Genomic DNA, 24,462 nt, shown 5'->3' on the forward strand with positions numbered 1-24,462 from the left:
CTCCCCCCCCTCTACTGCCGCCCAGTCTTGCGGCACGCTATGGCTCACATCAGCAAAACAACGCCAATCGCTGAGTGGCCCACCAATACCTACTCCAGGAACAACCAGGAGCTCGCCTTGATCAATAAAACGTTTGAGTCCATAGCCAGCGCGGTAGAAGGCATCATCGACGGTTCGACCATCATGGTCGGTGGTTTTGGCACTGCCGGCATGCCGTCTGAACTGATTGATGCCCTGATCGCCACCGGTACCCGCGACCTCACCATCATCAGCAACAATGCCGGCAACGGTGAGGTCGGGCTTGCCGCGCTGCTCAAGGCGGGCAGCGTACGCAAGGTGGTCTGCTCGTTCCCGCGCCAGTCCGACTCCTACGTGTTCGATGAACTGTACCGGGCCGGCAAGATCGAGCTGGAAGTGGTACCGCAAGGCAACCTGGCCGAGCGTATCCGTGCTGCGGGCTCGGGCATCGGTGCGTTCTTCTCGCCGACCGGCTACGGCACCCTGCTGGCCGAAGGCAAAGAAACCCGTGAAATCGACGGCCGCCAGTACGTTCTGGAGATGCCGCTGCACGCCGACTTCGCGCTGATCAAGGCGCACAAGGGCGACCGTTGGGGCAACCTGATCTACCGCAAGGCCGCCCGCAACTTCGGCCCGATCATGGCCATGGCCGCCAAGACCGCCATCGCCCAAGTTGACCAGATCGTCGAACTCGGTGAACTGGACCCGGAACACATCATCACCCCGGGTATCTTCGTCCAGCGCGTGGTCGCCGTCTCCGGCGCTGCCGCTTCTTCGATCGCCAACGCTGTCTGAGGCCTGCCATGACCATCACCCGAAAACTCTCCCGTACCGAGATGGCCCAGCGCGTGGCCGCAGACATTCAGGAAGGCGCCTACGTCAACCTGGGCATTGGCGCACCAACCATCGTGGCCAACTTCCTGGGCGACAAGGAAGTGTTCCTGCACAGCGAGAACGGCCTGCTGGGCATGGGCCCAAGCCCCGCGCCGGACGAAGAAGACGATGACCTTATCAACGCCAGTAAGGAGCATGTGAGCATGCTCCCCGGTGGCGCTTTCTTCCACCACGCCGATTCGTTCTCGATGATGCGCGGCGGCCATTTGGACATCGCCGTATTGGGCGCCTTCCAGGTGTCGGTCAAGGGCGACCTGGCCAACTGGCACACCGGAGCCGAGGATTCCATTCCGGCCGTGGGCGGTGCGATGGACCTGGCCACTGGCGCCCGCCAAGTGTTTGTGATGATGAACCACCTGACCAAGTCCGGCGAAAGCAAGTTAGTGCCCGAGTGCACCTACCCGCCGACCGGCTTCGGTTGCGTCAGCCGCATCTACACCGACCTTGCCGTGCTGGAAGTAACCTCCGACGGGCTGCGGGTGATCGAGATCTGTGCAGATATCGATTTCGAGCAGTTGCAAGCACTGAGTGGTGTGCCGCTGATCCAGCATTCGGCGCAGTAAGCATCATCGCCAAGGCGGACAGCTATCCAGCTTGCTAAGTTGTAGCCGCCCGCCTTGCCGGCGCCTATGTCGTCCTGAATCGCCCCCAATTTGATAGGCGTGTCTGAGTGATCGCTTTTGGCTGAGTGCTGCCCTTCACGAAGGGCCGCTATGGGTCGGAAGCGGTCATCTGCGACCGACCGCTATCGACCCAACGCTGCCGTTCGATAACCGCCCCTAATACCTTTCCTCTTGGAACAACGCACTCACCCACTCGACAAATACCCTCACATTGGGTGACAGATGACGGCGATCTGGAAACAGCACGGAAACGGTCTTCGGCTCGACTGGAACATCTGGCAGAACCTCCACTACACGCCCGCTATCGATGTATCGCTGCAACGCCGGGCGCACCCCTGTACCATCCCGATCCCGCCAGTGCGCAGTAGAGCAAAGCCTCGGCATTGTCGACGACGATGCCGCTGCGCATCTTTACGCTAATCATTTTACCGTTGACCCTGAATCGCCAAGGCATGATCTGGCGGCGCTGCTCAACCATGAAGTTGACTGCCAGGTGCGCCTGCAGATCATCCAGCGTGCCGGGTAAACCATGTTTCTTTACGTAGGCGGGAGCCGCGCAGGTCACCAAAGCAACCTCGCCGATACGTTTGGCAACCAGGCTCGAATCATCCAGATCACCGAGCCGCACGGAACAGTCGATGACTTCCGCGATAAGGTCGTTCAAGTTGTCAGAGGTTGCCAGAGATATTTCCAGGCCAGGGTAGCGCTCCATGAACTCGGGCAGTCGCGGGATTATCACCGCGTGACCGAGTACGGTCTGCATGTCGATCCTGAGCTTGCCTCGCGGCGGACGAGTCGGCGAAAACCAGTCCAGTGTGTCCGCTAGTTCAGCGAGTAATTTCAGGCTGCGTTCGTAGAACTCATCGCCAGCGGGCGTGGTGTTTACTCTGCGCGTGGTGCGGTGTAACAGCTGCACTCCCAATTCGTGCTCGAGATTTTGGATGAGCTTGGAGAGTGCCGGGCGATGTACATTGAGTGCCTCGGCCGCTTTGGTGTAGCTGCCATGCTCAACCACCGCCACGAACATTTGCATGGCTTCGATCAGGTTCATCGCCATCTTCCAGTTACCTGTGCATTGGGACAGACGTACTCTGCACTGAGGACGATAGCGAAGCTAGGCTCCCTCTCAGACACCAAAACAAAGTAAGCCATCACTGCTTGGAAGCAAACAGCGATGGCGTACGACGCCAGTCTCACTGCCGCAGGATGTTATTTAGTCAACCACGACGACGATCTTGCCGATCACCGAATTCGACTCCATTCGGCGGTGTGCTGCCGCAATTTCATTGAGCGGGAAGACTTGGTCGATGACGGGCTTGAGCTGACCACCTGCCAAGCCTTTGGCAACGAATGCCTTGGCATTGGCCAGCTTTTGAATATCTGTGGTGATTTCGAACAGCTCGTAGCCGCGCACGGTCAGGTGTTTGCCAAGAATGTCGAAGACGGGAACCGGGATATCGCGATGATCGAGAGCGCCGTACTGGAAGAAAATCCCGTTGTTGGCCATGGACTTGATCAGCTTGGTTGCCTCGGGGCCACCAACCGGATCGAAAACAATATGCGCACCTTTGCCCTCGGTGATCGCTGCCACCTCGGCAATCAGATCCTCTTCCCGGGTGGCGATGACATGTTTTGCACCTGCATGCAGCAACGCCTGACGCTTGGCACTTGTGCGGGTAAGGGCCACCGGGATGGCTCCCTGCATGTTGGCGATCTGGATCGCTGCCAGGCCGACACTGCTCGACGCAGCCGGGATAAGCACGGTTTCGCCAACCTGTAGATTGCCGTACTCAATCAGGGCGCCGTATGCAGTAACAAACATCATCCAGCTGGCCGCTGCCTCCACGAAACTGAGGTTGGACGGATGCTTGACGACAGCATGCGCAGGCGCATTGACCACCTCGCCGCTTTTCGGCGTGGGTACCGCGACTTCATCGAGGATCAGAACATCAGCGTCACCGGTACAGTGAAAGTGAACAACCTTGGGCATGGCACACCTCATTAACGACAAGAGATAACGGTTCCTTCTGGAAGGCCGTGTTGATCCTACCCACCCTCTTGCCTGCGATAGAGAGCTGATCGGCTCATAAATTGGTACTCAAGAAGAACCAATCCCTAGCTGATCGGCAAACAGAAAGGCACGGATCCGCGAAGCGCAGCCATAGGTCGAAAGCGCCCGCTCATGGATAACGGCTATCGACCCAGAGCAGACCCTGGGTGCTGGGGCACTTCACAGCCCACCGCCGGCAAGCCCAGCCCCCACATGCACAGTGCAGGCGTGTAAGCTGCTTCCATGTCATGGACGGCAGGTCCTGCCACCTGCGTCATCGCTGATTCACAACGGAATCTATATGGAAGCCAAACTCCGCACCGGCGTACACGGTGGCTATTGCACGCTTGACTGGAACAGTGGATGCGACGTATCGCTCAATTACCCACGCCAGGCTTTGATGAGTGGTATGTCTTTGAGCGCTTGCCAGACTGGACGAAGCTCTCGAAATTCAGAAGCGCAATCGCATTTCAACCTTTTGCCGATGGGGTCAAGGCCGACGAGTTCTGGTCGCAAATTGAAGATCTGCAACCTGAGCACGCCCTCTTGGGCGCATGCCCAAGCCTGCTGCTGATAACTCGGGACGAAGCTGTTTACGAGCGCACTCTGGCGCTCTATTCCGCATCGGTGTTTCCCATTGGTGGATGATGCCTCTCGCATCGCCTGCGACGCTGATCTGGCTGCAGAAAAAGGGAAGTAGCGACCATTCGCAACGCGTCAGGCGCAGGCCTGACAACGCACAGCGACGGGCGGGACACGGCCGTCGCTATCCACCCCAAGGCGTCTACGGCCGAAGGTCGGGCGCAGGCTGGCGGAAACCTCGTGTCAGCCAGGTGAGGAAGACCACAGGGTTGAGCGTGCCGAAAAACTGCTTTGGGCGGTTTGTCGGCCCGGCCCATGAAGTCAAGCAGGCGGCTGGTGCACGGCCCCTGAAAGGCAGAATCTGCCGAGCCGGTCATGGCGCATTCACGGAAACAACAGCGATTCATCCTGTTTGGGCTGCTCCCAAGCGCTTTATGGAATATCCTTGCACCACGCAATCAACTTCGAAGCAGTGAATTGAACGATGGGTTTTGAACAACTAGCTGAGCTACGTGACCGCCTCAGGTCGGAAAAACAACAGGCCATGGCCGATAGCGCAAAACACCCCAAGCGCAAGCCTTCCCCGCAGGCGAAGCCTCGTGCCCAGGATCCGGCAGTGGAAGCGATCTGGCCATTGCAGAAGCATTTTCCGTTGGCCTTCCCTGTCAACCCGGCCCCCAAGGTGCCGCTCAAGGAGGGTATCTTCAAGGATGCCGAGCAACACCTGGAGCTGCTGGGTCTGACCCGCGAGCAGCTTAAGCTGGGCATCTCTACCTGGTGTCGGGGGGCTCGGTACTGGGCAAGCATGGTGGAGAATGCGCCGCGCCTGGACTTGAATGGGCAAGTAGCTGGCACTGTGACCGCCGCACAGGCATTGCACGCGAAGCAACAAGCTTCGCGGCAACGCAGCCAGGGCCGACGTGATCGTGTGAAGCCAAAGGCGAGTGCCCCGGCCCCTGCCGCCGATGCCACAGCGGAGCCGTCTACGGACTGAGTCCAGTCGCACGCTGCACTGTGCTTTTCAGCAAATCAGCCCAGGTGATGAAGCACGGCTGGCGAACATGCAGGAGGAGATGACAGCGATCTGTCATCTCCTCCTGCACTGCAGTTCCGGCGTCACAGCAGATCTGTAGCCGGGTACAACGTTAGTGCGTCTTTGCGCAAGCTGAATGATTTCGGCGTACGCTCAGGATTCCCCAGGCGATACCCAGAACGGCAGAAATTACCGATCCGCAAAGCACGCCTACCTTTGCTGCGCCGAGCAGACTGGCATCGGCGAACGCCAATGTGGCGATGAAGATCGACATGGTGAAGCCGATGCCGGCCAGCAAGCCGATAAGGGTGACGCCGGTCCAAGTGACACCCGCTGGCAATGTGCACCACCCCAGACGGACCATCAGCCAGCTCACGCTCAACACTCCAAGTGGTTTACCCGCCACCAATGCAATACCGATACCCAGCATCACCCAATGTGGCGCATCGCTGGACAAGTCAATGCCCTGCAGATTGACCCCCGCATTGGCCAGCGCAAACAGCGGCATGATCGCGTATGCCACCCAAGGGTGTAGCGCACTTTGTATCCGAACTACCGGCGGCAAAAGCTCGCGCTGAGCCAAGCGCAGTCGTTTGAGGGGATCAATCAACTCGTTGACGCCCTGCTCCGGTGCCTTTGCGCTGCCAATCAGCTCGCCAGTGAATCGTCCGATCGCATCCAGTGGGCGCTCGCGCATTGGCATAGCGACGACGGGGGTCATCATCCCGAGAATCACCCCGGCCAGCGTGGGGTGGGCACCGGTCATCAATATCCCGCCCCAGGTCACGACGCCTGGAAGAATATAGGCATAGGCAGACCCGACCCCTATTTTTTGCAGGCCAATGACCATTGCCAGCCCCACTCCAGCCACTGCGAATCCTGAATAATCCAATCCGCCCGAGTAGAAGAAGGCAATGATCAGGACAGCAATGATGTCGTCGATGATGGCAAGGGCCAGCAAGAACACGCGGATATTCGATGGGATCGACTTGCCCAGTAGTGCCAACACGCCCACCGCGAACGCAATGTCGGTGGCGGTGGGCACTGCCCAGCCGTTTTGTTGCGGTGCTTGATGGTTGAACCCCAGATAGAGCAGCGCAGGGACTGCAACGCCACCCAATGCTGCAGCCATCGGCAAGGTCGCCTGGCGCAGGCTGGACAACGCCCCTTCATGGATCTCGCGGCGGATTTCCATACCTACAACCAGGAAGAAAATGGTCATCAAGCCATCGTTGATCCAAAAATGCAGGGACTGCGAGACAACGTGCGAGCCAATGCCGAATGACACCGCGGTATGCCACAAGGCTTCATAGCTGGCAGCGGCCGGGGAGTTGGCCCAGACCAACGCGGCTATGGCGCTAATCAACAGCACGACGCCACTGACCGCTTCGATATGGAGGAAGCGCTCCAGGTTGGCAAACGCTCGCTGGGCCAGTTGTTGAGCACGGGGCAATTCTACTGTTTGCATAGGCAAGGTCACTCGCGCGCGGCGGCCCGACCGGCGTTACTTTTAACCTGCCTCACCGCCCTATGCGGCTAGCACCCAGGCGAAGTCTACAGAATCATCCTAGGCGTTGCGAACCCCGGATACGCCTCAGGCGCTGGTCATTACCCTGCAACTTACGGTTTTCTGCCTAGACTGACTGTTGTTCTGATACGCCACAGCGCGCACGGCGTAGAACCCTGGGAAAAATAAAAACGAGAGGATGCTCCTGATGTTCAAATCTCTATCCATCGTCTTCACCTGCGCGTTGGCGCTAGGCACCCTGAGCCTTGCCCATGCGGCAGATCCGGTCATCATCAAGTTCTCGCACGTGGTCGCGGACCAGACGCCCAAGGGGCAAGGCGCCCTGATGTTCAAGAAACTGGTAGAGGAACGCTTGCCCGGCAAGGTCAAGGTCGAGGTCTATCCGAACTCCTCGTTGTTTGGCGACGGCAAGGAGATGGAAGCGCTATTGCTAGGCGATGTGCAGATGATTGCGCCTTCCCTGGCCAAGTTCGAACAGTACACCAAGTCCCTGCAACTCTTCGACCTGCCCTTCCTGTTCAATGACATCGCTGCGGTCGACCGCTTTCAGTTGAGCCCACAGGGCCAGGGGCTGCTGAAGTCGATGGAAAGCAAGAACATTACCGGCCTGGCCTACTGGCACAACGGGATGAAGCAATTGTCAGCCAACAAGCCACTGCATGTGCCCGCCGATGCCCGTGGCCTGAAGTTCCGGGTGCAGGCCTCTGCCGTACTCGAAGAGCAGTTCAAGGCTGTCCGCGCCAACCCGCGCAAGATGAGTTTTGCCGAGGTTTATCAAGGGTTGCAGACCGGTGTGGTGAATGGTGCGGAGAACCCCTACTCGAATATCTACAGCCAGAAAATGCATGAAGTGCAGAAGTACATCACTGAATCCAACCACGGTGTACTGGACTACATGCTAATCACCAACACCCCGTTCTGGAACGGATTACCGGCGGACGTTCGCAGCGAGCTGGACAAGATCGTTGTTGAAGTCACCGCCCATGTGAACAAGGAAGCTGAGCAACTCAATGAGAGTGACAAGCAACGCATCCTCGCGGCGAAGACCACTGAAATCATCGTGCTGACCCCGGCGCAACGCGAACAATGGCGAGACGCGATGAAACCGGTCTGGAAAAAGTTCGAAAGCGATATCGGACCTGAACTGATCCAGGCAGCCGAAGCCGCCAACAAGGCTCAATGATCGCAAGGCAGATGCTGCCGGGGCGGCGTCTGCCAGTCGCCCTCGACGTGAGATACCATCGATGAAAGCGCTTCGGCGAATATGGGAACACTTCGAGGAAGGCTTTATCGTCTTCCTTCTGGCCGCCATGACATTGGTCACGTTCATTTACGTGATCCTCAACAATTTCTACAGCCTTTTCTATTGGCTTGCCGATCGCTGGCCGAGCGCAAGCACCCCGTTGTTTGCCATTGGCGACGAAATCATGGGCATGGCTCAAGCGATGACCTGGAGTACCGCGCTGACCAAGGCGCTGTTTGGCTGGCTGATTTTTTTCGGGCTGGCCTATGGTGTGCGCACGGGCGGGCATATCGGGGTGGATGCACTGGTCAAGCTCACCCGCCGGCCGGTGCAGAAATTCATCGGCGTCGTGGCCTGCTTGTGCTGTCTGGCCTATGCAGGATTGCTCAGTGTCGCCAGCTTCGAATGGATTCAGACACTGATGATCGCAAGTATCGGCGCTGAGGATCTGGGCCACTTTGGCATCATGCAATGGCATATCGGGCTGATCGTACCCTTGGGGTTTGCCCTGGTTTTCATCCGTTTTGCCGAGATTCTTGTGCGCATCTTGCGCAACCACCAGACCGGCCTGGGCCTGGCCGACGAAGCCGCTGACGCGCTGAAGCTCGCCGAGCACGAGGATGACAAGCCATGACCATTGCGTTCTTGTTCGTAGCCCTGTTCGTCCTGATGTTCATCGGCGTGCCCATCGCGATCTCCCTCGGCCTGGCCGGCTCCATGACAATCATTTTCTTCAGCCCCGACTCGGTGCGTTCGCTGGCGATCAAGCTGTTCGAAACCTCGGAACATTACACGCTGCTGGCCATTCCGTTCTTCCTGCTGGCCGGTGCCTTCATGACCACCGGTGGTGTTGCCCGCCGCTTGATCGACTTCGCCAATGCTTGTGTCGGGCACATTCGCGGCGGCCTGGCCATCGCCGCAGTACTGGCCTGCATGTTATTCGCTGCCCTTTCCGGATCCAGCCCGGCGACCGTGGCTGCCGTGGGGTCAATCGCCATTGCCGGTATGGTCCGCTCCGGTTATCCGCAGGCCTTTGGTGCAGGCATTATCTGCAACGCCGGTACGTTGGGCATCCTCATTCCGCCTTCGATCGTGATGGTGGTCTACGCCGCGGCCACGGAGACCTCCGTCGGCAAGCTGTTCATGGCCGGTGTGGTGCCTGGCCTGCTTTTGGGAACAGCGCTGATGGTGGCGATCTATATCGTCGCCGTTAAGAAAAACCTGCCCGCCCTGCCGCGCGCGACACTGCGCGAGTGGTTGGGTACGGCGCGCCAGGCGATCTGGGGCTTGTTGCTGATGGTCATCATCCTGGGCGGCATCTATTCCGGGATGTTCACCCCAACCGAGGCGGCGGCTGTAGCGGCGGTTTACTCGGCCTTCATTGCCTTGTTCGTCTACAAGGATTTGACGTTTCGTGAAACGCCCAAAGTCCTGCTGGAATCCGCCAAGCTGAGCATCATGCTGATGTTCATCATCGCCAACGCCATGCTTTTCGCCCATGTACTGACCACCGAACAGCTTCCACAACAGATAACAGCCTGGGTGATCGACGCGGGCCTGACGCCCGTGACCTTTCTGCTGGTGGTCAACATCGTGCTGCTGATTGCCGGTGCCTTCATGGAGCCGTCGGCGATTATCCTGATCTTGGCGCCGATACTCTTCCCCATTGCCATGAAACTGGGCATCGACCCGATTCACCTCGGCATCATCATGGTCGTCAACCTTGAAATCGGCTTGATCACACCGCCGGTGGGCCTGAACCTGTTCGTCACCTCGGCAGTGACCGGGATGTCATTACCCGCGACCATCAAAGCGGCGATGCCCTGGTTGATGATTCTGCTGCTGTTCCTGGTGCTGGTGACCTATGTACCTTGGATTTCGCTGGTCCTGCCGGCCTGGCTGGGTATGAGCTGATGCTGACTGCCTGGCCCCTTCGGCGCTGCGATCAACTACAGTGCAATCACTCTGGATAAAAGACATAACAAGACGGAGAAGTTCCCCATGCGAGTAAAGACACGCTTCGCCCTGCTGGTCGCCGCTACCTTGGCAGTCAGCACCGCAGCTCAAGCCGCGCCAGTGTTCATCAACATTCTCACCGGTGGGACCAGCGGGGTTTACTACCCGATCGGTGTCGGCTTGTCGCAGATCTACAGCGATGGCATTGCCGGCTCCAAGACCTCGGTCCAAGCCACCAAGGCCTCGGTGGAGAACCTGAACCTGCTGCAGGCTGGTCGAGGCGAGCTAGCGCTCGCGCTGGGCGATTCGGTTGCCGATGCCAAAAACGGCGTGGAGGACGCAGGCTTCAAGACACCGCTGACCAAGTTGCGTGCCCTTGGCGGGGCCTACCCCAACTACATTCAAATTGTTGCCAGCAAGGAATCAGGGATCAAGACGCTGGCCGATCTCAAAGGCAAGACGATCTCGGTCGGGGCACCCAAGTCCGGTACTGAGCTGAACGCCCGTGCGATCTTCAAGGCTGCGGGGCTTACTTATCAGGACATGGGTAAAGTGCAATACCTGCCGTTTGCTGAATCCGTCGAACTGATCAAGAACCGGCAATTGGATGCGACCCTGCAATCGTCCGGGTTGGGCATGGCCGCGATTCGCGACCTGGCCTCTGTCATGCCCCTCAACTACGTCGCCATCCCGCCTGAGGTGGTCACGAAGATTGGCAACCCGGCCTATCAGAGCGAAATGATTCCGGCCAACACGTATGACGGGCAAACCGAGGCGGTGCCGACGGTTGCCATCACCAACATACTGGTGACCCGCGCAGACATGTCCGATGAAGTCGTCTACGAGATGACCAAGCTCTTGTTCGAAAACTTGCCACGGCTGGGTAACTCACATTCGGCAGCCAAGGACATCAAACTGGAAAGCGCAGCCAAGAATCTGCCAATTGCACTGCACCCAGGCGCCGAACGCTACTACAAGGAAAAGGGCGCGCTGTAGCTGCACGAGGCGCAGTGGGTTGTATTGCCACTGCGCCATCGATTCTTTCCAGTGTGGCCATGAGGCAGGCAATCAATGAGTGACGAGCATCAGGGTATTTCCGCGAACCCGCGGGACTGGCCAAGAACCTTGTTTTATGTAGCGTTGCTGTTTTCGATTTTCCAGATCGTCACCGCAGCCTTCTCCCCCATCTCAAGCCAGGTGCTGCGTGCAGTACACGTCGGTTTCCTGCTCTGGGTGGTATTCCTCAGCTATCCAGCCCATGGCCAGGCCCGCCCCTGGCAACCGCTGGCCTGGCTGCTCAGCCTGGCTGGCATCGTCACCGCGCTGTATCAATGGGTGTTCGAGGCAGACTTGATCCAGCGCTCCGGCGACCTGACGCCAGCTGACATGGTGATCGGCGTGCTGCTGATCGCGCTGATCTTCGAAGCCGCTCGACGGGTGATGGGCATTGCACTGCCAATCATCTGTGGATTGTTCCTGGCCTACGGCTTGTTCGGTGAATACTTGCCCGGCGAACTGGCCCACCGAGGCTATGGTTTCGACCAGGTCATCAATCAACTGTCCTTCGGCACTGAAGGGCTCTATGGGACACCCACCTACGTTTCGGCTACCTATATCTTCTTGTTCATCCTGTTCGGCGCCTTCCTGGAGCAAGCAGGCATGATCAAGCTGTTTACCGACTTCGCCATGGGCTTGTTCGGTCACAAGCTGGGAGGACCGGCCAAGGTCGCCGTCGCTTCATCCGCGTTGATGGGGACCATTACTGGCTCAGGCATTGCCAACGTGGTGACCACGGGGCAATTCACCATCCCGCTGATGAAGCGCTTTGGTTATCGGTCCGCATTTGCCGGCGGCGTGGAAGCTACCTCCAGCATGGGCAGCCAGATAATGCCGCCAGTAATGGGCGCGGTTGCCTTCATCATGGCCGAAACCATCAATGTGCCGTTCGTGGAAATTGCCAAAGCGGCGTTGATACCCGCCATGCTGTATTTCGGCTCGGTGTTCTGGATGGTCCATCTGGAGGCCAAGCGTTCCAACCTCAAAGGCTTGCCTAAAGACCAATGCCCCAGCGCTTTCGGCGCGGTAAAGGAAAGCTGGTACCTGCTGATTCCTCTAGTAGTGCTGGTTTACCTGCTGTTTTCCGGGCGTACCCCGCTGTTCTCCGGCATGGTCGGGTTAGCCTTGACCGCCATTGTCATTCTCGGCTCGGCGATCATTCTCAGGGTGCAGAGCTTCGGCTTGCGCTGTGCATTCTGGATTGCGCTGGGTATTCTCTGCACAGGCTTTTTTCAACTCGGTATCGGTGTGATTTTTGCGGTCGTTGCCGTGCTGATGGTGTTTTGCTGGTTTATCAAGGGCGGCCGGGAAACCCTGACCATTTGCCTGCACGCGTTGGTCGAAGGTGCACGGCATGCGGTTCCGGTAGGGATCGCCTGCGCGCTGGTGGGGGTGATCATCGGCATCGTCTCGCTCACAGGCGTTGCTTCAACCTTTGCCGGTTACATATTGGCGATCGGCCGGGAGAACCTGCTGCTGTCACTGATATTGACGATGATCACCTGCTTGGTGCTAGGCATGGGTATCCCAACCATCCCCAACTACATCATCACCAGCTCGATCGCAGCCCCTGCGCTGCTGGAACTGGGCGTGCCGCTAATTGTGTCGCACATGTTCGTGTTCTATTTCGGGATCCTCGCCGATCTGACCCCACCGGTCGCCCTCGCCTGTTTCGCCGCAGCCCCCATCGCCAAAGAAAGCGGATTCAAGATCAGCCTGTGGGCGGTACGCATTGCCCTGGCAGGTTTCGTCATCCCCTTCATGGCGGTCTATAACCCGGCGCTGATGCTGCAGGGCGATAATCTGTGGATGACGGCCTACATGTTGATCAAGACCCTTCTGGCAGTCGGCCTCTGGGGAGTAGCGTCCACCGGTTACCTGCAACAGAAAATGGCCATCTGGGAGCGCTTGTTGAGTTTGGGTGCGGGGGCCTTGTTGATCGTGGAGCTGCCGCTGACCGACGAGATCGGTTTCGCGCTTGGGATTCTGGTATTGCTGCAGCATGTCTGGAGGTCCAGGCACGCAAGGACGGCGAACGCATGATCGGCTTGTGCCTGGGGCTGGATGGCGGGGTCTGGGCGCAACTGCCGGTGTCCCATTTCACCCTGGCATGGAATCACAGCATCGAGAAGATACGCTGGGAGGAAGACTATCGCCTCACCCGCGAAGGCCTGGTGTTGGAAGGCGCCAGGATTCGAGGTAATGGTGCAGGCATGGAGATACCCGATGATGCTCGATTGGAGCTGGGCAGTTGGCATTTCAAGCGCACGTTGCCGCCCCTGCAACCTTTGAAACTAGGACGCACCCCCGAAGCTGGCGACTATCAGCTATGCCTTGAGCAGGTGTGTCACGCCATGAGCCATTGGGTTGGAACGCCCTCTACCAACCAGCCCTTCATACAGCTGTGGAGTTGCGAGACAGATAGGCATCCGGTACAGAACACCAATTCCTATCGAGCCACCTACTGAAAGCCGCCGCGCTGTAGCAGACGCTCTGCATTGGGCGTCTTATCGATCGTACTGATGATTACTATCGAGCGGCGCGCCTGTGTGGTGGCGCCCACCCACTCGTATAATCGCCTTCAATTTTCGCCCTCTCCTCGCCTGCTGCAGGCGACATCCCCCTTGGAACCCAGCATCATGCCAAGCGACAGCCAGGCCCCTAGCGGCCTTCCCGAACATAACCAACAAAGCGTCAAACAGCAGTGGCTGGCGATTCTTTCGGTCGCCGTGGGTGCCTTCGCCCTGGTCACCAGTGAGTTTCTCCCGGTGGGCGTGCTCAACGACGTTGCCAGCGACCTCGGCATCAGCGCAGGCCAGGCCGGCCTGATGGTGACCCTGCCCGGCATCATGGCCGCCCTCGCCGCCCCTTTGCTGTCGGTGGGCATTGGCGCCATGGACCGCCGTTACCTGCTGATCGGCCTGACGCTGATCATGATCATCGCCAACGCGGTGGTGGCCTACGCCAGTGACTTCAGCCTGCTGCTGTTCGGCCGCGTGCTGCTGGGCGTCAGCATCGGCGGCTTCTGGGCCACGGCCATTGCCCTCAGCGGCCGCCTGGCACCCAAAGGCGTGGGCGTTGCCCAGGCCACCTCGATCATCATGGTCGGGGTAACCCTGGCCACCGTGCTGGGCGTGCCCGTGGGCACCTGGCTGAGTGGCCTGATGGGCTGGCGCATGACCTTCCTGGTTACCGCGCTGGTGGGTGTACCGGTGCTGCTGGCGCAGGTCCTGCTGCTGCCGCGGCTCAACCCGGACAAGGCCATCCGCATCAGTGACCTGCCGGCCCTGTTCATCAACCCACAAGCGCGGGTTGGGTTGATTGCGGTATTGCTGATTGGCCTGGCGCACTTTGCCGCGTACACCTATGTGGCACCCTTCTTCAAACAGAACGCCGGCTTCGATGGGCCGACGATTGGCTCGCTGCTGTTGCTGTATGGCGTGGCCGGGGTAATCGGCAACATCTTCGCCGGCTTCGCCGCCAACCGCAGCGTGCGCCACACCCTGATGCTGGTGGCCGTGATGATTGGCGTCAGCACCGCCCTGTTCCCCCACTTCGCCACTGGCATGACAGGCGCTGCAATGTTGATCGCACTGTGGGGCTTCGCCTTCGGCGCCTTCCCGGCGTGCGCCAGTATCTGGATGTTTGTGGTCGCGCCCAAGGATGTCGAACGCGGCATGCCCCTGTTCGTGGCGATGTTCCAGGTGATTATTGCGCTGGGCTCGTTCTTCGGCGGGCAGATCGTCGACCAGTTGGGCAGCTCGGTGCTGTTGAGCCTGGCCACGGCGCTGGTAGGTTGCGGCTTTGTCACAGTGCTGGTGCTGGGGCGTAGCGTCACTAACCGATTGGCCGTTCAGCCCTGCTGACAGGCCGTAGTAAAAAACCGGCATCAAACCGCGAGCGGGTACTCACCCGCTCCGGTTCAACTGGGGCAACCTGCCGCTGGTCGACAGCACGGGCGATGGAGCGCCGCGCAACGTGACGGCGTTGGTGACCTGGAAGTATTGCTTTTCAGTGATGAATAATCAGATTTAACCCCTTCCTTGTAGGCCTTTTCCCAAACATACTCCTGCCGCCTTTTTTCCGTTGCGGCCGCTCAGGCACCGCTCTAGTCTCGGCCTGTCGCTGCAAACAGCGATCGGCTTTGACAGGCCGCGACGGTATTAAGTATATGGCTCGCTTCTATGGCGGCTGTACGTGCGGGCACGCTTGCGTGCGCCGGAACTTTGCTTAATCCGCCGGTCTGTCAACCCACGTACAGCTGCCACCCTTCTGTTTGACAGCAGGCAGGTGGCCGCACCTTGAAAAGGATTAAGTGATGTTAAAGGTCGTTCCCGATCCACCCCACAACCACCACTCTCTCGAAGACACCCTCATCCAGGCTGCGGACTACGCGCTGTGCGCACAGACCGTGGCCCATCAGGCGATTCTGCTTCAGCCCAAGTCCCCTGTGTCGATCCTTATGATGACGACCATGCATGAGCTGGAGGCGCTGCGTGTGCTGCTTGAGTCGGCGTTGATTCAGGTGCAGATGCCAGCAGAGCCGCGTACTCGGCATTAAGGGCCTATGCGATGTGTTGCCTGGTCTGGCCTCTTCGCGGGGCAAGCCCGCTCCCACAGGATCACCACAGACTCGAGCCTGATGTGTACTTGTGGGAGCGGGCTTGCCCCGCGAAGAGGCCAGACCAGGCTGCAAAACTTCAGCGCATTGGCCAAGGCGCTGATGGACGACGCGGAACTGGGCATGATGCATTGAGGCCCGTGTAGACAAGTGTGGTGTTTCAGAATACCAATGAAAATTACGTGCCCAAAGCGTGTCCTGCACGGATGACTGGGGCCAGAATGGCCTCGGCTTTTAAGGGGGATGCCTGGAGATTGTATATGGGGCCACCAGGTGCCTGGCTTGGCATTTTCAGCGCCTATGAAGAGCGCCGCCCCACCTCCAAACCCAAGACAGGCGCCTAGCCGCCATCACCCTATCTCCCGATAAGCACATAGCGGCCGCACATTGGATGATCTTAAGCCCAAAGCGCCCAATGACTCAGAACGGGTTCCAGAAATGCTTCAACAGTCTCAGGCCCTCTGGGAGCAATACGCCGAGGCGGAATGCAATGGGTTATACGAACAGAATATCGCTGGGACTATTCGGGGTTCCGTTTCGCAATATTGCAGATACCGCATGGCCCTCCAGCGCCTGACTGAATTGGACGAATGGTGAGTGGTCAGATTTTTACCGTACAAGGGTGTCACGATCATCGCCACCGCCATCATGAAGATGGCTAAAGCCCCTGTGAAATCAATTCAGTACCCCTCGATCAGGCCCCAACCTAGAATACGTCTCAACTAGAGAGCCTATAAATATTCGAGTGGGACAGCCGACCATGACGAACACAGATTTCAACTTTTCCATCAAGGCCATTCGTTTCGACGAACATTATCACCCCGCCGAAAACACACGCCTCACGACCAACTTCGCCAACCTGGCGAGGGGCGCGAGCCGCCAGGAAAACTTGCGCAACACCCTGGGGATGATCGACAACCGCTTCAACGCCCTGGCGCATTGGGACAACCCAAAAGGCGACCGTTACAGCGTCGAGCTTGAGATAATTTCCGTCGCGATGACGATCGATGCTGAACGCAGCGATCACGCCCTGCCCTTGATTGAAATATTGAAAACCCACATCGTCGACCGAAAAACCGGCGAGCGCATCGCCGGCATGGTGGGGAACAATTTTTCGTCCTACGTGCGCGATTACGACTTCAGCGTACTGCTACTGGGGCACAACAAAAACCAGCCAGCGTTCAGCACACCTGAGCATTTTGGCGAGCTGCATGGCAAGCTGTTCAAGCGCTTCGTGAACTCCGCCACCTACAAACAGCACTTTGCCAAGCCCCCGGTCATCTGCCTGAGCGTGTCGAGCAGCAAGACTTACCATCGCACTGAAAACCAGCACCCGGTGCTGGGCTTTGAATACCAGCAAGATGAATACTCCTTGACCGATGAATACTTCGGGAAGATGGGATTGAAAGTGCGTTACTTCATGCCTGCAAACAGCGCTGCGCCGTTGGCTTTCTATTTTTCCGGCGATCTGCTCAGTGACTACAGCAACCTTGAGCTGATCAGTACCATCAGCACCATGGATACCTTCCAGAAAATCTACCGCCCCGAAATCTACAATGCCAACTCGGTGGCAGGAAAGTCCTACCAGCCCAGCTTGAAGCACGAAGATTATTCGCTGACACGCATTGTTTATGATCGGGAAGAACGTAGCCGGCTGGCTATTGAACAGGGACGATTTGTCGAAGAGCACTTCATCAAACCTTACCACGCCATGCTTGAGCAGTGGTCCGCCCACTACGCTTCCTGACTTACGCAAATACAAGGTCTTCTTTCATGAAAAAGCTGTTACCCACGTCGACTGCCGGCAGTTTGCCCAAACCCTCTTGGCTCGCACAACCCGAAACACTTTGGTCCCCCTGGAAGTTGCAGGACGAGGCGTTGACCGAAGGCAAACAGGATGCACTGCGCCTGTCATTGCAAGAGCAGCAACACGCCGGCATTGATATCGTCAGTGATGGCGAGCAAACGCGCCAACACTTTGTGACGACCTTCATCGAGCACCTCAGCGGCGTTGATTTCGAGAAACGTGAAACCGTGCGCATCCGCGATCGCTACGACGCAAGCGTACCGACGGTGGTGGGTGCTGTCGCTCGGCAAAAGCCCGTGTTTGTAGAAGATGCCAAGTTTTTGCGTCAGCAAACCCGGCAGCCCATCAAATGGGCGCTGCCAGGCCCCATGACCATGATTGATACGCTGTACGACAACCATTACAAAAGCCGCGAAAAACTGGCGTGGGAATTCGCCAAGATTCTCAACCAGGAAGCCCGGGAGCTAGAGGCTGCCGGTGTGGACATCATCCAGTTCGATGAACCCGCCTTTAATGTCTTCTTCGACGAGGTCAATGACTGGGGTGTGGCCACGCTGGAAAGGGCCATTGAAGGCCTCACGTGTGAAACGGCCGTGCATATTTGTTATGGCTATGGCATCAAAGCCAACACCGACTGGAAAAAGACCCTGGGCAGCGAGTGGCGCCAATATGAAGAAGCGTTCCCCAAACTGCAACAATCCAGCATCGATATCATCTCGCTGGAATGCCACAACTCGCACGTCCCGCCGGACCTGATGGCGCTCATTCGCGGTAAGAAAGTGATGGTAGGCGCCATTGACGTGGCGAACCACACCATTGAAACCCCCGAGGAAGTCGCCGCTACCCTGCGCCAAGCACTGCAATTTGTAGATGCCGACAAACTCTACCCGTGCACCAATTGTGGCATGGCCCCCTTACCTCGCCAGGTCGCCAGGGGCAAGCTGAATGCGCTGAGTGCAGGCGCAGACATCGTGCGCAGAGAACTCCTGGCCCATTAAAGGCCCCCTCACGTCAGGACCTACCATGTCACTTCCCAGTACTGCCATCGCGCCATCGAGCTTTCGCGAAGCGCTCGGGCACTACGCGTCCGGTATCACGGTGATCACCTCGCTCATCGATGGCGCGCCGATTGGCTTCACCTGCCAGTCGTTCTATAGCGTGTCGATGAGCCCGCCGCTGGTGTCATTCAGCGTGATGGCCAGTTCGGCCAGCTACCCCGGCATTCGCCAGGCGGGCCGCTTCGCGGTCAATATCCTTTCGGGTGAACAGGTGGGGATTTCCAACCAGTTCGCCCGCAGAGGCGCGGACAAATGGCATGGGGTCAAGTGGCAGGCGTCGCCGCTGGGTAATCCGGTCATCGCCGGCAGCCTGCACTGGCTGGATTGCGAGATTCACGCCGAACACGCAGCCGGTGACCACGTGATCGTGATTGGCGAAGTGAAAGCGCTGAACGTGCAGGACGCCGCAGCGACGCAACCCTTGCTGTATTTCAAAGGACAATATTGCAACCTCGCCGCGCATTGCGCGATTTGAGCGTTGCCCTCTTCTCATGATCGACTTGAGACACCTACGCACCCTTCATGCCCTGCGCGAAACGGACAGCCTGCCCGAGGCCGCCGAGTTCCTGCACCTGACGCAATCGGCGCTCTCGCACCAGTTCCGGGAGCTGGAAAGTCGCCTCGGCATGCCCGTGTTCGTGCGCAAGTCCAAGCCGGTGCGCTTCACCACGGCCGGCCTCAAGCTGCTGCAACTGGCCGACCAGGTGCTGCCACTGATTCGCACCACGGAGCGCAAGCTGAGCAAACTGGCTGGCGGTACGGCCGACCGGCTGCACATCGCCATCGAGTGCCACAGTTGCTACCAATGGTTGATGCCCTCGGTGGACGATTTCCGCGAGGCATGGCCAGAGGTTGAACTGGACCTGGCCTCAGGGTTGTCGTTCGCGCCACTGCCGGCCCTGGAACGGGGGGACCTCGACCTGGTGGTGACCTCCGACCCGGTGACCGTGCCAGGTATCACCTACGTGCCGCTGTTCGGCTACGAGGCAATGCTGGCCATCGACAAGCACCACCCCCTGCGCGAAAAGCCCTACCTGGAACCCGCCGACATCGCCAGCCAAACCCTGATCACGTACCCGATCGAGCGCAACCGCCTGGACATCTTCACCCGCTTCTTCGACCCCGCCGACCTCGAGCCCGCCCAGGTACGCACCGCCGAGATGACCGTGATGATGATGCAGCTGGTGGCCAGCGGCCGCGGGGTTTGCTGCCTGCCGAACTGGGCGGTGCATGAATACACCTCGCGCGGCTATGTCATTGCCAAGCGCCTGGGCGAGAAAGGGCTGCAAGCCACGCTATTCGCGGCGGTTCGCAGCGATATGCTGGAAATGCCTTACATGAGGGACTTCCTGCTTACAGCAAAAGACATTTCCTTTGCGACTTTGGAGGGTGTCAATGCGGTGTAAGGCCCGTTGCCTGATAGCTATGGCTCGTAAGCTGTTGCTCAACACAGGCTAGTGTGGTGTTTCAGAAATACCAATTAAGATTACTTACCTAGGGCCCGTTCCGCACGGGCGACTGAGGCCAAAATGACCTCGGCTTTTTTATGGTCTTCACGGAATGTTGGGGAAGTGGGGCTGCCATGTGCTTGTCGGGGTATAGGGTGAGGGCAGCTAGGTGCCCTCACCCTATACCCCGACACGGCTCACCATCGGCAGTCCATTTTGTGGGAGCGGGCTTGCCCCGCGAAGAGGCCGAGCCAGAAAATGGGGTTGACTGGCACGGGCTACGCCCGTGTTCGCGGGGCTAGCCCGCTCCCACAGACGGCAGGAAGAACGACTACGGCCAGGCGTAGGCAGCATGTGAGCCGCCCTAGCCGTCCCCCTCCTGCACAGTAACCCTCACCCCCGTGCTTGCAATTTCGTACTCGGATTCAGAAATCCTACGCACCGCCCCACCAAACTGCATCTCGAAATGCTTCAGCCCTTCATGCCGAATCATGCCGTTTGGCGAGCGTTCAATCGTCTCGTCCTGATAAATGTTGATCACGTAGACCACGTTGTCCGTACCCACCCCGACGATCTTCCCAACATATTTATCTGCCATGTCCGCACTCCCTGAGTAAACCCCACAGTTGCTGCAACTGAGATGCTGACTGTTCAAGGATGTGCGCAATGGCGGTAAGGGTCTGTACGCTACCGAACAGACCCCTCACGTCATTCTGCCAGCCGACGCCGAAGACGCAGGGCTGGATGTTATCCTCGACACTTCAACCCGTTTGGCGGTATTGGACGGCGAACGAAGGACAAAAGGAAAATGTCATGCGCACACGCACCCTCCTCGCGGCAATCGGTACCGCTTTCACCTTGATCTCAGCCCCGGCATCAGCCACCCAGCCCGCATCGCAGGCGTCGGCAACGTTGAGCAAAGACCGCATCTCGGTAACCGTTGAGGGCGCCGGCCCGGATGTCATCCTGATCCCAGGCTTGGCGTCTTCCCGCGAAGTGTGGCAAGACCTGGCCGCCAGGCTAAAGCATAGCTACCGCCTGCACCTGGTGCAGGTTGCAGGCTTTGCTGGAGCACCGGCCGTCTCCAACCCGCAAGGCAACGTGGCCGCCCCAACGGCCGAGGCCATCGCTGACTACATCCGCACCCAGCACCTCAAGGCCCCGGTGATCATTGGCCACTCGCTGGGTGGCGAGGTGGCGCTGATGCTCGGTGCGCGTCATCCCGACCAGGTCGCACGCCTGATGATCGTCGATGCCCTGCCCTTCTACACCCTGCTGATGGACCCCGCCGCCACTCGCGAAACTGCCGCACCGCATGCGGCGGCGTTCCGTGATGCGCTGCTGGCGTCACCGCCGGCGCAAACCGAGGCCATGCAGCGCGCCTCCATAGCCCGCCTGGCAAAAAGCGAAGCGGCCAGGCCTGCACTGCTCGCGGCGGCATTAGGCTCGGACCGGCAGACCACGGCCGATGCCACCTATGAACTGATGACCACCGACCTGCGCCCTGAGCTCGGTCGCATCCAGGTGCCGGTAGAAGTCGTCTATGCCTACGACCCTCTCTACGGCATACCCGCTGCCAACGTCGAGGCCACCTTCCGCAACGCCTACGCCACCACCCCGCACATCCGCTTCAAGCGCATCGACGACAGCTTCCACTTCGTCATGCTCGACCAGCCACAGGCGTTCGCCAACGCGGTCACCGATTTTCTGAAACCGTAGCGTTTGCCGCAGCCGTTCAGCGCTTGAGCAGGGCAATGAAAAACAACCCGCCAAGCGCTGCGGTGGCAATGCCGATGGGCAAGTCTTGCGGGGCGATCAAGGTGCGTGCAGCCACATCCACCCAAACCAGAAAAATCGCCCCCAGCAGTGCACTCACCGGCATCAGCCGGCGGTTTTCCGCACCCACCAGCGCCCGCGCCATGTGCGGCACCATCAGGCCGACGAAGCCGATGGCGCCCGACAGCGATACCAGTACGCCGGTCAGCAGCGAGGTGCAGGTGAACACCTGCAGGCGCAGGCGTCGGCCGTTGAAACCCAGGCTCAGCGCCGTCTGCTCACCACTCATCAGCGCATTCAGGCCGCGCCCCAACATTTGCAGCGTGACCAGCCCCAGCACCACGCACAGCGCCGGCAGCCAGATGACATGCCAGCGCGCCGCGCCCAGGCCACCCAGCATCCAGAACACCACCGAAGCGGCGGCATGCTGATCGCCTGTGTACAACAGCAGGTTGACCACCGCCATCAGCACGAACGACACGGCGACGCCCGCCAGCAGCAGGCGGTCGGTTTCCATGCGGCCATTGCGCCGGGCCACGCCGATCACCAGCAACATGCTCGCCGCCGCGCCCATGAACGCCGCCAGTGGCAAGCTGAAGACCCCGATGAATTCGCCCAGGTAGAGCATCACCAGCACTGCCCCCAGCGCCGCCCCCGAGCTGACACCCAACAGGTGCGGGTCTGCCAGGGGGTTGCGGGTCACGGCTTGCAGCGCGCTGCCGACCAGCGCCAGGCCGGCACCCACCAAAGCCCCCAGCAACACCCGGGGCGCGCGGATCAGCCAGACGATATGGGCCTGGCTCTGGCTCCACTCACCCGGCATGTCGATGCCCAGTTGCTGGCCGACAATACCGGCAACCTTGGCCAGCGGCACCGACGCGGGGCCAAAGGCAAGCGCGATCAGGCACGACAGCAGCAACACGACACTCAGCAGCACGATCAGCCACCGGTACGCCGCAGTGCTGTGCCCGACCCTCATCGGGCAGCACCTTGGAGCAACGGGGGATGCAATGCATCGGCAAGCTTTTCGATGGCCACTGCGTTCTCCACGGACGGTGTCACCTCTAGGTAGGTCAGCACAATGAAGCGCTGATCATGAATCGCCCGCACGTCTTTCAACGCAGGTTGGCGCAGCAGGAAGTCGCGCTTCTGCTGCCAACTGCTGGGGCCGTAGTCGACGATCAGAATGACCTCCGGGTCGCGCTCTACCACGCTTTCCCAGTTCACCTCGGTCCAGCTGGCGGCCACATCGTCCATCACGTTGAGCCCGCCGGCGGCTTCGATCAGGGCCTGGGGCACGCCAAGCCTTCCCGAGGTGGTGGGGCGGTCTTCGCCACTGTCGTAAAGGAACACCCGTGGCATGTACCGCGCCTGCCCGACCCGATGCTGCACTTCACCGATACGCGCGCGCATGCTGGCGATCACGCGGTCGGCCTGGGGCTCGACCGAGAATATCCGCCCCAGGTTGCCCAGGTCGCGGTAGACATCGTCCAGGCTGGCCCGCTGCTGGGCCATGACCCACGAGCACGACTCGCTCAGCTCGTACACCGGGATGGCAAATGGCGCGAGGGTGCTGGGGGTCACCGGGCCGCCAACCTGCATGCCGTAGTTCCAGCCGGCAAAAAACAGATCGGCTTCAGCCGCCAGCAAGGTTTCGATGGCCGGGTAGCGGCTGGCCAGCTGCGGCACGCCCTGCAGCGCCGTGTCCAGCCACGGGTCGCGGTGCTTGCGGGCGCTGAAACCGGTGTAGCCGACGATGCGCTCGCGCAGCCCCAGGTGCAGCAGCATGGCGCTCATGTTCACATCGTGCACCACCACTCGCTGCGGTGCCTGGGTGAACGTCACGTCGCGGTCACAGCTGCGCACGCTCAAGGGGTAGTCGCTGGCCGTGGCAGGCAGCGCGGTCAGGATCGACAGCAAGCCGATCAGGTAGCGAAGGGTCATGGTCGTGTGATCCAGGTAATACGTGGGTAAGGGTGCAGAGGGTGGCGGTCGACCAGCGCCTCGACACCGAAGACCTGCCTGAGCAGGCCGGGGGTCAGCACCGCTTGCGGCGTGCCGCTGGCAACAAGGCGCCCGCCGTCGATGACGTACAGCCGATCACAGAACGCGGCCGCCAAGTTAAGGTCGTGAAAGCTGGCCAGAATGCTCAGGCCCAGGCTGCGCAGGTGCTGGAGCAGCTCCAGCTGGTAGCGTGGGTCCAGGTGGTTGGTCGGCTCATCGAGCATCAGCAACTGCGGTGCCTGCACCAACGCCCGGGCCAGCAGCACGCGCTGTTTCTCGCCCCCGGACAGGCTGGCAAACGCTCGCTCGGCCTGCTCGGCAAGGCCCACCTGCGCAAGTGCCTGCACCACGTGCCGGGCATCCTCGGCACTGTCGCCATCGAACAGGCCCTTGTGCGGCGCGCGGCCCATGGCAACCACCTCGGCAACGCTCAAGCCGAACTCATCGGGAAACTCCTGCAGCACCACCGCGATGCGTTGTGCGCACCATCGCGCGCTGCGCTGCCAGATGTCATCCGCGCCAAGGCTCACCCGGCCTTGGTCAGGTGGGTTGGCGCGGTAGGCGCAGCGCAGCAGGCTGGTCTTGCCGCTGCCATTGGGGCCGATCAGGCCGACGAACTCACCCGGCCCCACGTGCAGGTCCACGCCTTGCAACAGCGGGCGCGGTGCCCGCCCCCGTTCCTGCGGGGCCCAGGCGAGGGCCTCGATGTGCAGTTGCGTCATGGGCATCACCTCCAGGAGGCACCGGCCAATGACCGGTGCGACA

At 59.7% G+C, this 24,462-nt stretch carries 25 protein-coding genes; 18 read left to right on the forward strand and 7 right to left on the reverse strand.

Annotation, left to right across the window (positions count from 1 at the left end; genetic code table 11):
• Positions 1-117: 117 nt before the first annotated feature.
• Entirely contained in the window at positions 118-813 is a 696-nt protein-coding gene (locus tag LOY26_RS15945; RefSeq protein WP_258713816.1) for a 3-oxoacid CoA-transferase subunit A, read from the forward strand.
• 8 nt (positions 814-821) lie between these two features.
• Positions 822-1,475, forward strand: coding sequence for a 3-oxoacid CoA-transferase subunit B (locus LOY26_RS15950; RefSeq protein ID WP_258713817.1), 654 nt, complete (start codon positions 822-824; stop codon positions 1,473-1,475).
• A 361-nt stretch (positions 1,476-1,836) separates the two neighbouring features.
• On the opposite strand, the gene LOY26_RS15955 is transcribed toward LOY26_RS15950, so the two are convergent.
• Together LOY26_RS15955 and LOY26_RS15960 are read right to left on the reverse strand one after the other, a co-directional pair.
• Positions 1,837-2,586, reverse strand: a complete 750-nt coding sequence (locus LOY26_RS15955) for a LysR family transcriptional regulator (protein ID WP_258713818.1) — start codon at positions 2,584-2,586, stop codon at positions 1,837-1,839.
• 162 nt (positions 2,587-2,748) lie between these two features.
• Complete coding sequence (locus LOY26_RS15960; RefSeq protein ID WP_258713819.1) at positions 2,749-3,525, reverse strand: zinc-dependent alcohol dehydrogenase family protein; 777 nt, start codon at positions 3,523-3,525, stop codon at positions 2,749-2,751.
• A gap of 423 nt (positions 3,526-3,948) precedes the next feature.
• Between LOY26_RS15960 and LOY26_RS15965 the strand changes: the two genes are divergently transcribed.
• Both LOY26_RS15965 and LOY26_RS15970 read left to right on the forward strand, forming a co-directional pair.
• Positions 3,949-4,233: a hypothetical protein gene (locus LOY26_RS15965; RefSeq protein WP_258713820.1), complete on the forward strand. Its 285-nt coding sequence runs from the start codon at positions 3,949-3,951 to the stop codon at positions 4,231-4,233.
• Positions 4,234-4,651: 418 nt separating this feature from the next.
• Entirely contained in the window at positions 4,652-5,161 is a 510-nt protein-coding gene (locus LOY26_RS15970; protein WP_258713821.1) for a ProQ/FinO family protein, read from the forward strand.
• 151 nt (positions 5,162-5,312) lie between these two features.
• On the opposite strand, the gene nhaA is transcribed toward LOY26_RS15970, so the two are convergent.
• Positions 5,313-6,668: a Na+/H+ antiporter NhaA gene (gene nhaA, locus LOY26_RS15975; RefSeq protein WP_258713822.1), complete on the reverse strand. Its 1,356-nt coding sequence runs from the start codon at positions 6,666-6,668 to the stop codon at positions 5,313-5,315.
• Between the two features lie 247 nt (positions 6,669-6,915).
• Between nhaA and LOY26_RS15980 the strand changes: the two genes are divergently transcribed.
• The 13 genes from LOY26_RS15980 (at position 6,916) to LOY26_RS16035 (ending at position 19,875) form a co-directional block, all read left to right on the forward strand.
• Positions 6,916-7,911, forward strand: a complete 996-nt coding sequence (locus LOY26_RS15980) for a TRAP transporter substrate-binding protein (RefSeq protein WP_258713823.1) — start codon at positions 6,916-6,918, stop codon at positions 7,909-7,911.
• A 61-nt stretch (positions 7,912-7,972) separates the two neighbouring features.
• On the forward strand, positions 7,973-8,605 hold the full coding sequence (locus LOY26_RS15985) for a TRAP transporter small permease (RefSeq protein WP_186660861.1): 633 nt from the start codon (positions 7,973-7,975) through the stop codon (positions 8,603-8,605).
• Positions 8,602-9,885 (forward strand): C4-dicarboxylate TRAP transporter large permease protein DctM, encoded by a 1,284-nt coding sequence (gene dctM, locus LOY26_RS15990; RefSeq protein WP_186660859.1) that lies wholly within the window; start codon positions 8,602-8,604, stop codon positions 9,883-9,885. The genes LOY26_RS15985 and dctM overlap by 4 nt, the downstream gene beginning before the upstream one ends.
• 87 nt (positions 9,886-9,972) lie before the next feature.
• Positions 9,973-10,923: a TAXI family TRAP transporter solute-binding subunit gene (locus LOY26_RS15995; protein ID WP_186660856.1), complete on the forward strand. Its 951-nt coding sequence runs from the start codon at positions 9,973-9,975 to the stop codon at positions 10,921-10,923.
• A 75-nt stretch (positions 10,924-10,998) separates the two neighbouring features.
• Positions 10,999-13,026, forward strand: coding sequence for a TRAP transporter permease (locus LOY26_RS16000; protein ID WP_258713824.1), 2,028 nt, complete (start codon positions 10,999-11,001; stop codon positions 13,024-13,026).
• On the forward strand, positions 13,023-13,451 hold the full coding sequence (locus LOY26_RS16005) for a DUF1850 domain-containing protein (protein ID WP_186660852.1): 429 nt from the start codon (positions 13,023-13,025) through the stop codon (positions 13,449-13,451). The genes LOY26_RS16000 and LOY26_RS16005 overlap by 4 nt, the downstream gene beginning before the upstream one ends.
• A 171-nt stretch (positions 13,452-13,622) precedes the next feature.
• Positions 13,623-14,849 carry an MFS transporter gene (locus LOY26_RS16010; protein WP_033700140.1) on the forward strand — a complete coding sequence of 409 codons (1,227 nt, stop codon included), beginning with the start codon at positions 13,623-13,625 and terminating at the stop codon, positions 14,847-14,849.
• 452 nt (positions 14,850-15,301) lie between these two features.
• Positions 15,302-15,544, forward strand: coding sequence for a hypothetical protein (locus LOY26_RS16015; protein ID WP_033698660.1), 243 nt, complete (start codon positions 15,302-15,304; stop codon positions 15,542-15,544).
• Between the two features lie 447 nt (positions 15,545-15,991).
• A complete protein-coding gene (locus LOY26_RS27070; RefSeq protein ID WP_408980738.1) occupies positions 15,992-16,201 on the forward strand; it encodes a lysozyme inhibitor LprI family protein in 210 nt (69 codons plus the stop codon).
• Between the two features lie 163 nt (positions 16,202-16,364).
• Complete coding sequence (locus tag LOY26_RS16020) at positions 16,365-17,351, forward strand: DUF1852 domain-containing protein (protein ID WP_258713825.1); 987 nt, start codon at positions 16,365-16,367, stop codon at positions 17,349-17,351.
• A 26-nt stretch (positions 17,352-17,377) separates the two neighbouring features.
• On the forward strand, positions 17,378-18,409 hold the full coding sequence (locus tag LOY26_RS16025; protein WP_258713826.1) for a methionine synthase: 1,032 nt from the start codon (positions 17,378-17,380) through the stop codon (positions 18,407-18,409).
• Between the two features lie 25 nt (positions 18,410-18,434).
• On the forward strand, positions 18,435-18,944 hold the full coding sequence (locus LOY26_RS16030) for a flavin reductase family protein (RefSeq protein WP_258713827.1): 510 nt from the start codon (positions 18,435-18,437) through the stop codon (positions 18,942-18,944).
• 16 nt (positions 18,945-18,960) lie between these two features.
• The gene (locus tag LOY26_RS16035) at positions 18,961-19,875 is read left to right on the forward strand and encodes a LysR family transcriptional regulator (RefSeq protein WP_186663100.1); all 915 of its coding nucleotides are present in this window, start codon (positions 18,961-18,963) and stop codon (positions 19,873-19,875) included.
• Between the two features lie 406 nt (positions 19,876-20,281).
• Here LOY26_RS16035 and LOY26_RS16040 read toward each other — a convergent pair whose 3' ends face one another.
• Positions 20,282-20,515, reverse strand: coding sequence for a hypothetical protein (locus LOY26_RS16040; protein ID WP_095065529.1), 234 nt, complete (start codon positions 20,513-20,515; stop codon positions 20,282-20,284).
• 215 nt (positions 20,516-20,730) lie between these two features.
• Here LOY26_RS16040 and LOY26_RS16045 point away from each other — a divergent pair, with 215 nt between their 5' ends.
• The gene (locus tag LOY26_RS16045; protein ID WP_047583784.1) at positions 20,731-21,636 is read left to right on the forward strand and encodes an alpha/beta fold hydrolase; all 906 of its coding nucleotides are present in this window, start codon (positions 20,731-20,733) and stop codon (positions 21,634-21,636) included.
• A gap of 16 nt (positions 21,637-21,652) precedes the next feature.
• On the opposite strand, the gene LOY26_RS16050 is transcribed toward LOY26_RS16045, so the two are convergent.
• Genes LOY26_RS16050 through LOY26_RS16060 form a run of 3 tightly spaced genes read right to left on the reverse strand, consistent with a single transcriptional unit; the run spans position 21,653 to position 24,419 of the window.
• Positions 21,653-22,672 carry an iron ABC transporter permease gene (locus tag LOY26_RS16050; RefSeq protein ID WP_033698673.1) on the reverse strand — a complete coding sequence of 340 codons (1,020 nt, stop codon included), beginning with the start codon at positions 22,670-22,672 and terminating at the stop codon, positions 21,653-21,655.
• Entirely contained in the window at positions 22,669-23,637 is a 969-nt protein-coding gene (locus tag LOY26_RS16055) for an ABC transporter substrate-binding protein (protein ID WP_186663101.1), read from the reverse strand. The genes LOY26_RS16050 and LOY26_RS16055 overlap by 4 nt, the downstream gene beginning before the upstream one ends.
• Positions 23,634-24,419 (reverse strand): ABC transporter ATP-binding protein, encoded by a 786-nt coding sequence (locus tag LOY26_RS16060; RefSeq protein WP_186660828.1) that lies wholly within the window; start codon positions 24,417-24,419, stop codon positions 23,634-23,636. Before LOY26_RS16060 ends, LOY26_RS16055 begins: the two co-directional genes overlap by 4 nt.
• Positions 24,420-24,462: the final 43 nt, after the last annotated feature.

The organism is Pseudomonas sp. B21-047 (genome assembly GCF_024748775.1).
Lineage (GTDB): Bacteria > Pseudomonadota > Gammaproteobacteria > Pseudomonadales > Pseudomonadaceae > Aquipseudomonas > Aquipseudomonas capeferrum.

Excerpts from the sequence above, each read along its gene's own strand:
- LOY26_RS15950 (WP_258713817.1), top strand. The coding sequence starts at position 822 with ATGACCATCACCCGAAAACTCTCCCGTACCGAGATGGCCCAGCGCGTG.
- LOY26_RS15955 (WP_258713818.1), bottom strand. The coding sequence starts at position 2,586 with ATGAACCTGATCGAAGCCATGCAAATGTTCGTGGCGGTGGTTGAGCAT.
- LOY26_RS15960 (WP_258713819.1), bottom strand. The coding sequence starts at position 3,525 with ATGCCCAAGGTTGTTCACTTTCACTGTACCGGTGACGCTGATGTTCTG.
- LOY26_RS15965 (WP_258713820.1), top strand. The coding sequence starts at position 3,949 with ATGCGACGTATCGCTCAATTACCCACGCCAGGCTTTGATGAGTGGTAT.
- LOY26_RS15970 (WP_258713821.1), top strand. The coding sequence starts at position 4,652 with ATGGGTTTTGAACAACTAGCTGAGCTACGTGACCGCCTCAGGTCGGAA.
- nhaA (WP_258713822.1), bottom strand. The coding sequence starts at position 6,668 with ATGCAAACAGTAGAATTGCCCCGTGCTCAACAACTGGCCCAGCGAGCG.
- LOY26_RS15980 (WP_258713823.1), top strand. The coding sequence starts at position 6,916 with ATGTTCAAATCTCTATCCATCGTCTTCACCTGCGCGTTGGCGCTAGGC.
- LOY26_RS15985 (WP_186660861.1), top strand. The coding sequence starts at position 7,973 with ATGAAAGCGCTTCGGCGAATATGGGAACACTTCGAGGAAGGCTTTATC.
- dctM (WP_186660859.1), top strand. The coding sequence starts at position 8,602 with ATGACCATTGCGTTCTTGTTCGTAGCCCTGTTCGTCCTGATGTTCATC.
- LOY26_RS15995 (WP_186660856.1), top strand. The coding sequence starts at position 9,973 with ATGCGAGTAAAGACACGCTTCGCCCTGCTGGTCGCCGCTACCTTGGCA.
- LOY26_RS16000 (WP_258713824.1), top strand. The coding sequence starts at position 10,999 with ATGAGTGACGAGCATCAGGGTATTTCCGCGAACCCGCGGGACTGGCCA.
- LOY26_RS16005 (WP_186660852.1), top strand. The coding sequence starts at position 13,023 with ATGATCGGCTTGTGCCTGGGGCTGGATGGCGGGGTCTGGGCGCAACTG.
- LOY26_RS16010 (WP_033700140.1), top strand. The coding sequence starts at position 13,623 with ATGCCAAGCGACAGCCAGGCCCCTAGCGGCCTTCCCGAACATAACCAA.
- LOY26_RS16015 (WP_033698660.1), top strand. The coding sequence starts at position 15,302 with ATGTTAAAGGTCGTTCCCGATCCACCCCACAACCACCACTCTCTCGAA.
- LOY26_RS16020 (WP_258713825.1), top strand. The coding sequence starts at position 16,365 with ATGACGAACACAGATTTCAACTTTTCCATCAAGGCCATTCGTTTCGAC.
- LOY26_RS16025 (WP_258713826.1), top strand. The coding sequence starts at position 17,378 with ATGAAAAAGCTGTTACCCACGTCGACTGCCGGCAGTTTGCCCAAACCC.
- LOY26_RS16030 (WP_258713827.1), top strand. The coding sequence starts at position 18,435 with ATGTCACTTCCCAGTACTGCCATCGCGCCATCGAGCTTTCGCGAAGCG.
- LOY26_RS16035 (WP_186663100.1), top strand. The coding sequence starts at position 18,961 with ATGATCGACTTGAGACACCTACGCACCCTTCATGCCCTGCGCGAAACG.
- LOY26_RS16040 (WP_095065529.1), bottom strand. The coding sequence starts at position 20,515 with ATGGCAGATAAATATGTTGGGAAGATCGTCGGGGTGGGTACGGACAAC.
- LOY26_RS16045 (WP_047583784.1), top strand. The coding sequence starts at position 20,731 with ATGCGCACACGCACCCTCCTCGCGGCAATCGGTACCGCTTTCACCTTG.
- LOY26_RS16050 (WP_033698673.1), bottom strand. The coding sequence starts at position 22,672 with ATGAGGGTCGGGCACAGCACTGCGGCGTACCGGTGGCTGATCGTGCTG.
- LOY26_RS16055 (WP_186663101.1), bottom strand. The coding sequence starts at position 23,637 with ATGACCCTTCGCTACCTGATCGGCTTGCTGTCGATCCTGACCGCGCTG.
- LOY26_RS16060 (WP_186660828.1), bottom strand. The coding sequence starts at position 24,419 with ATGACGCAACTGCACATCGAGGCCCTCGCCTGGGCCCCGCAGGAACGG.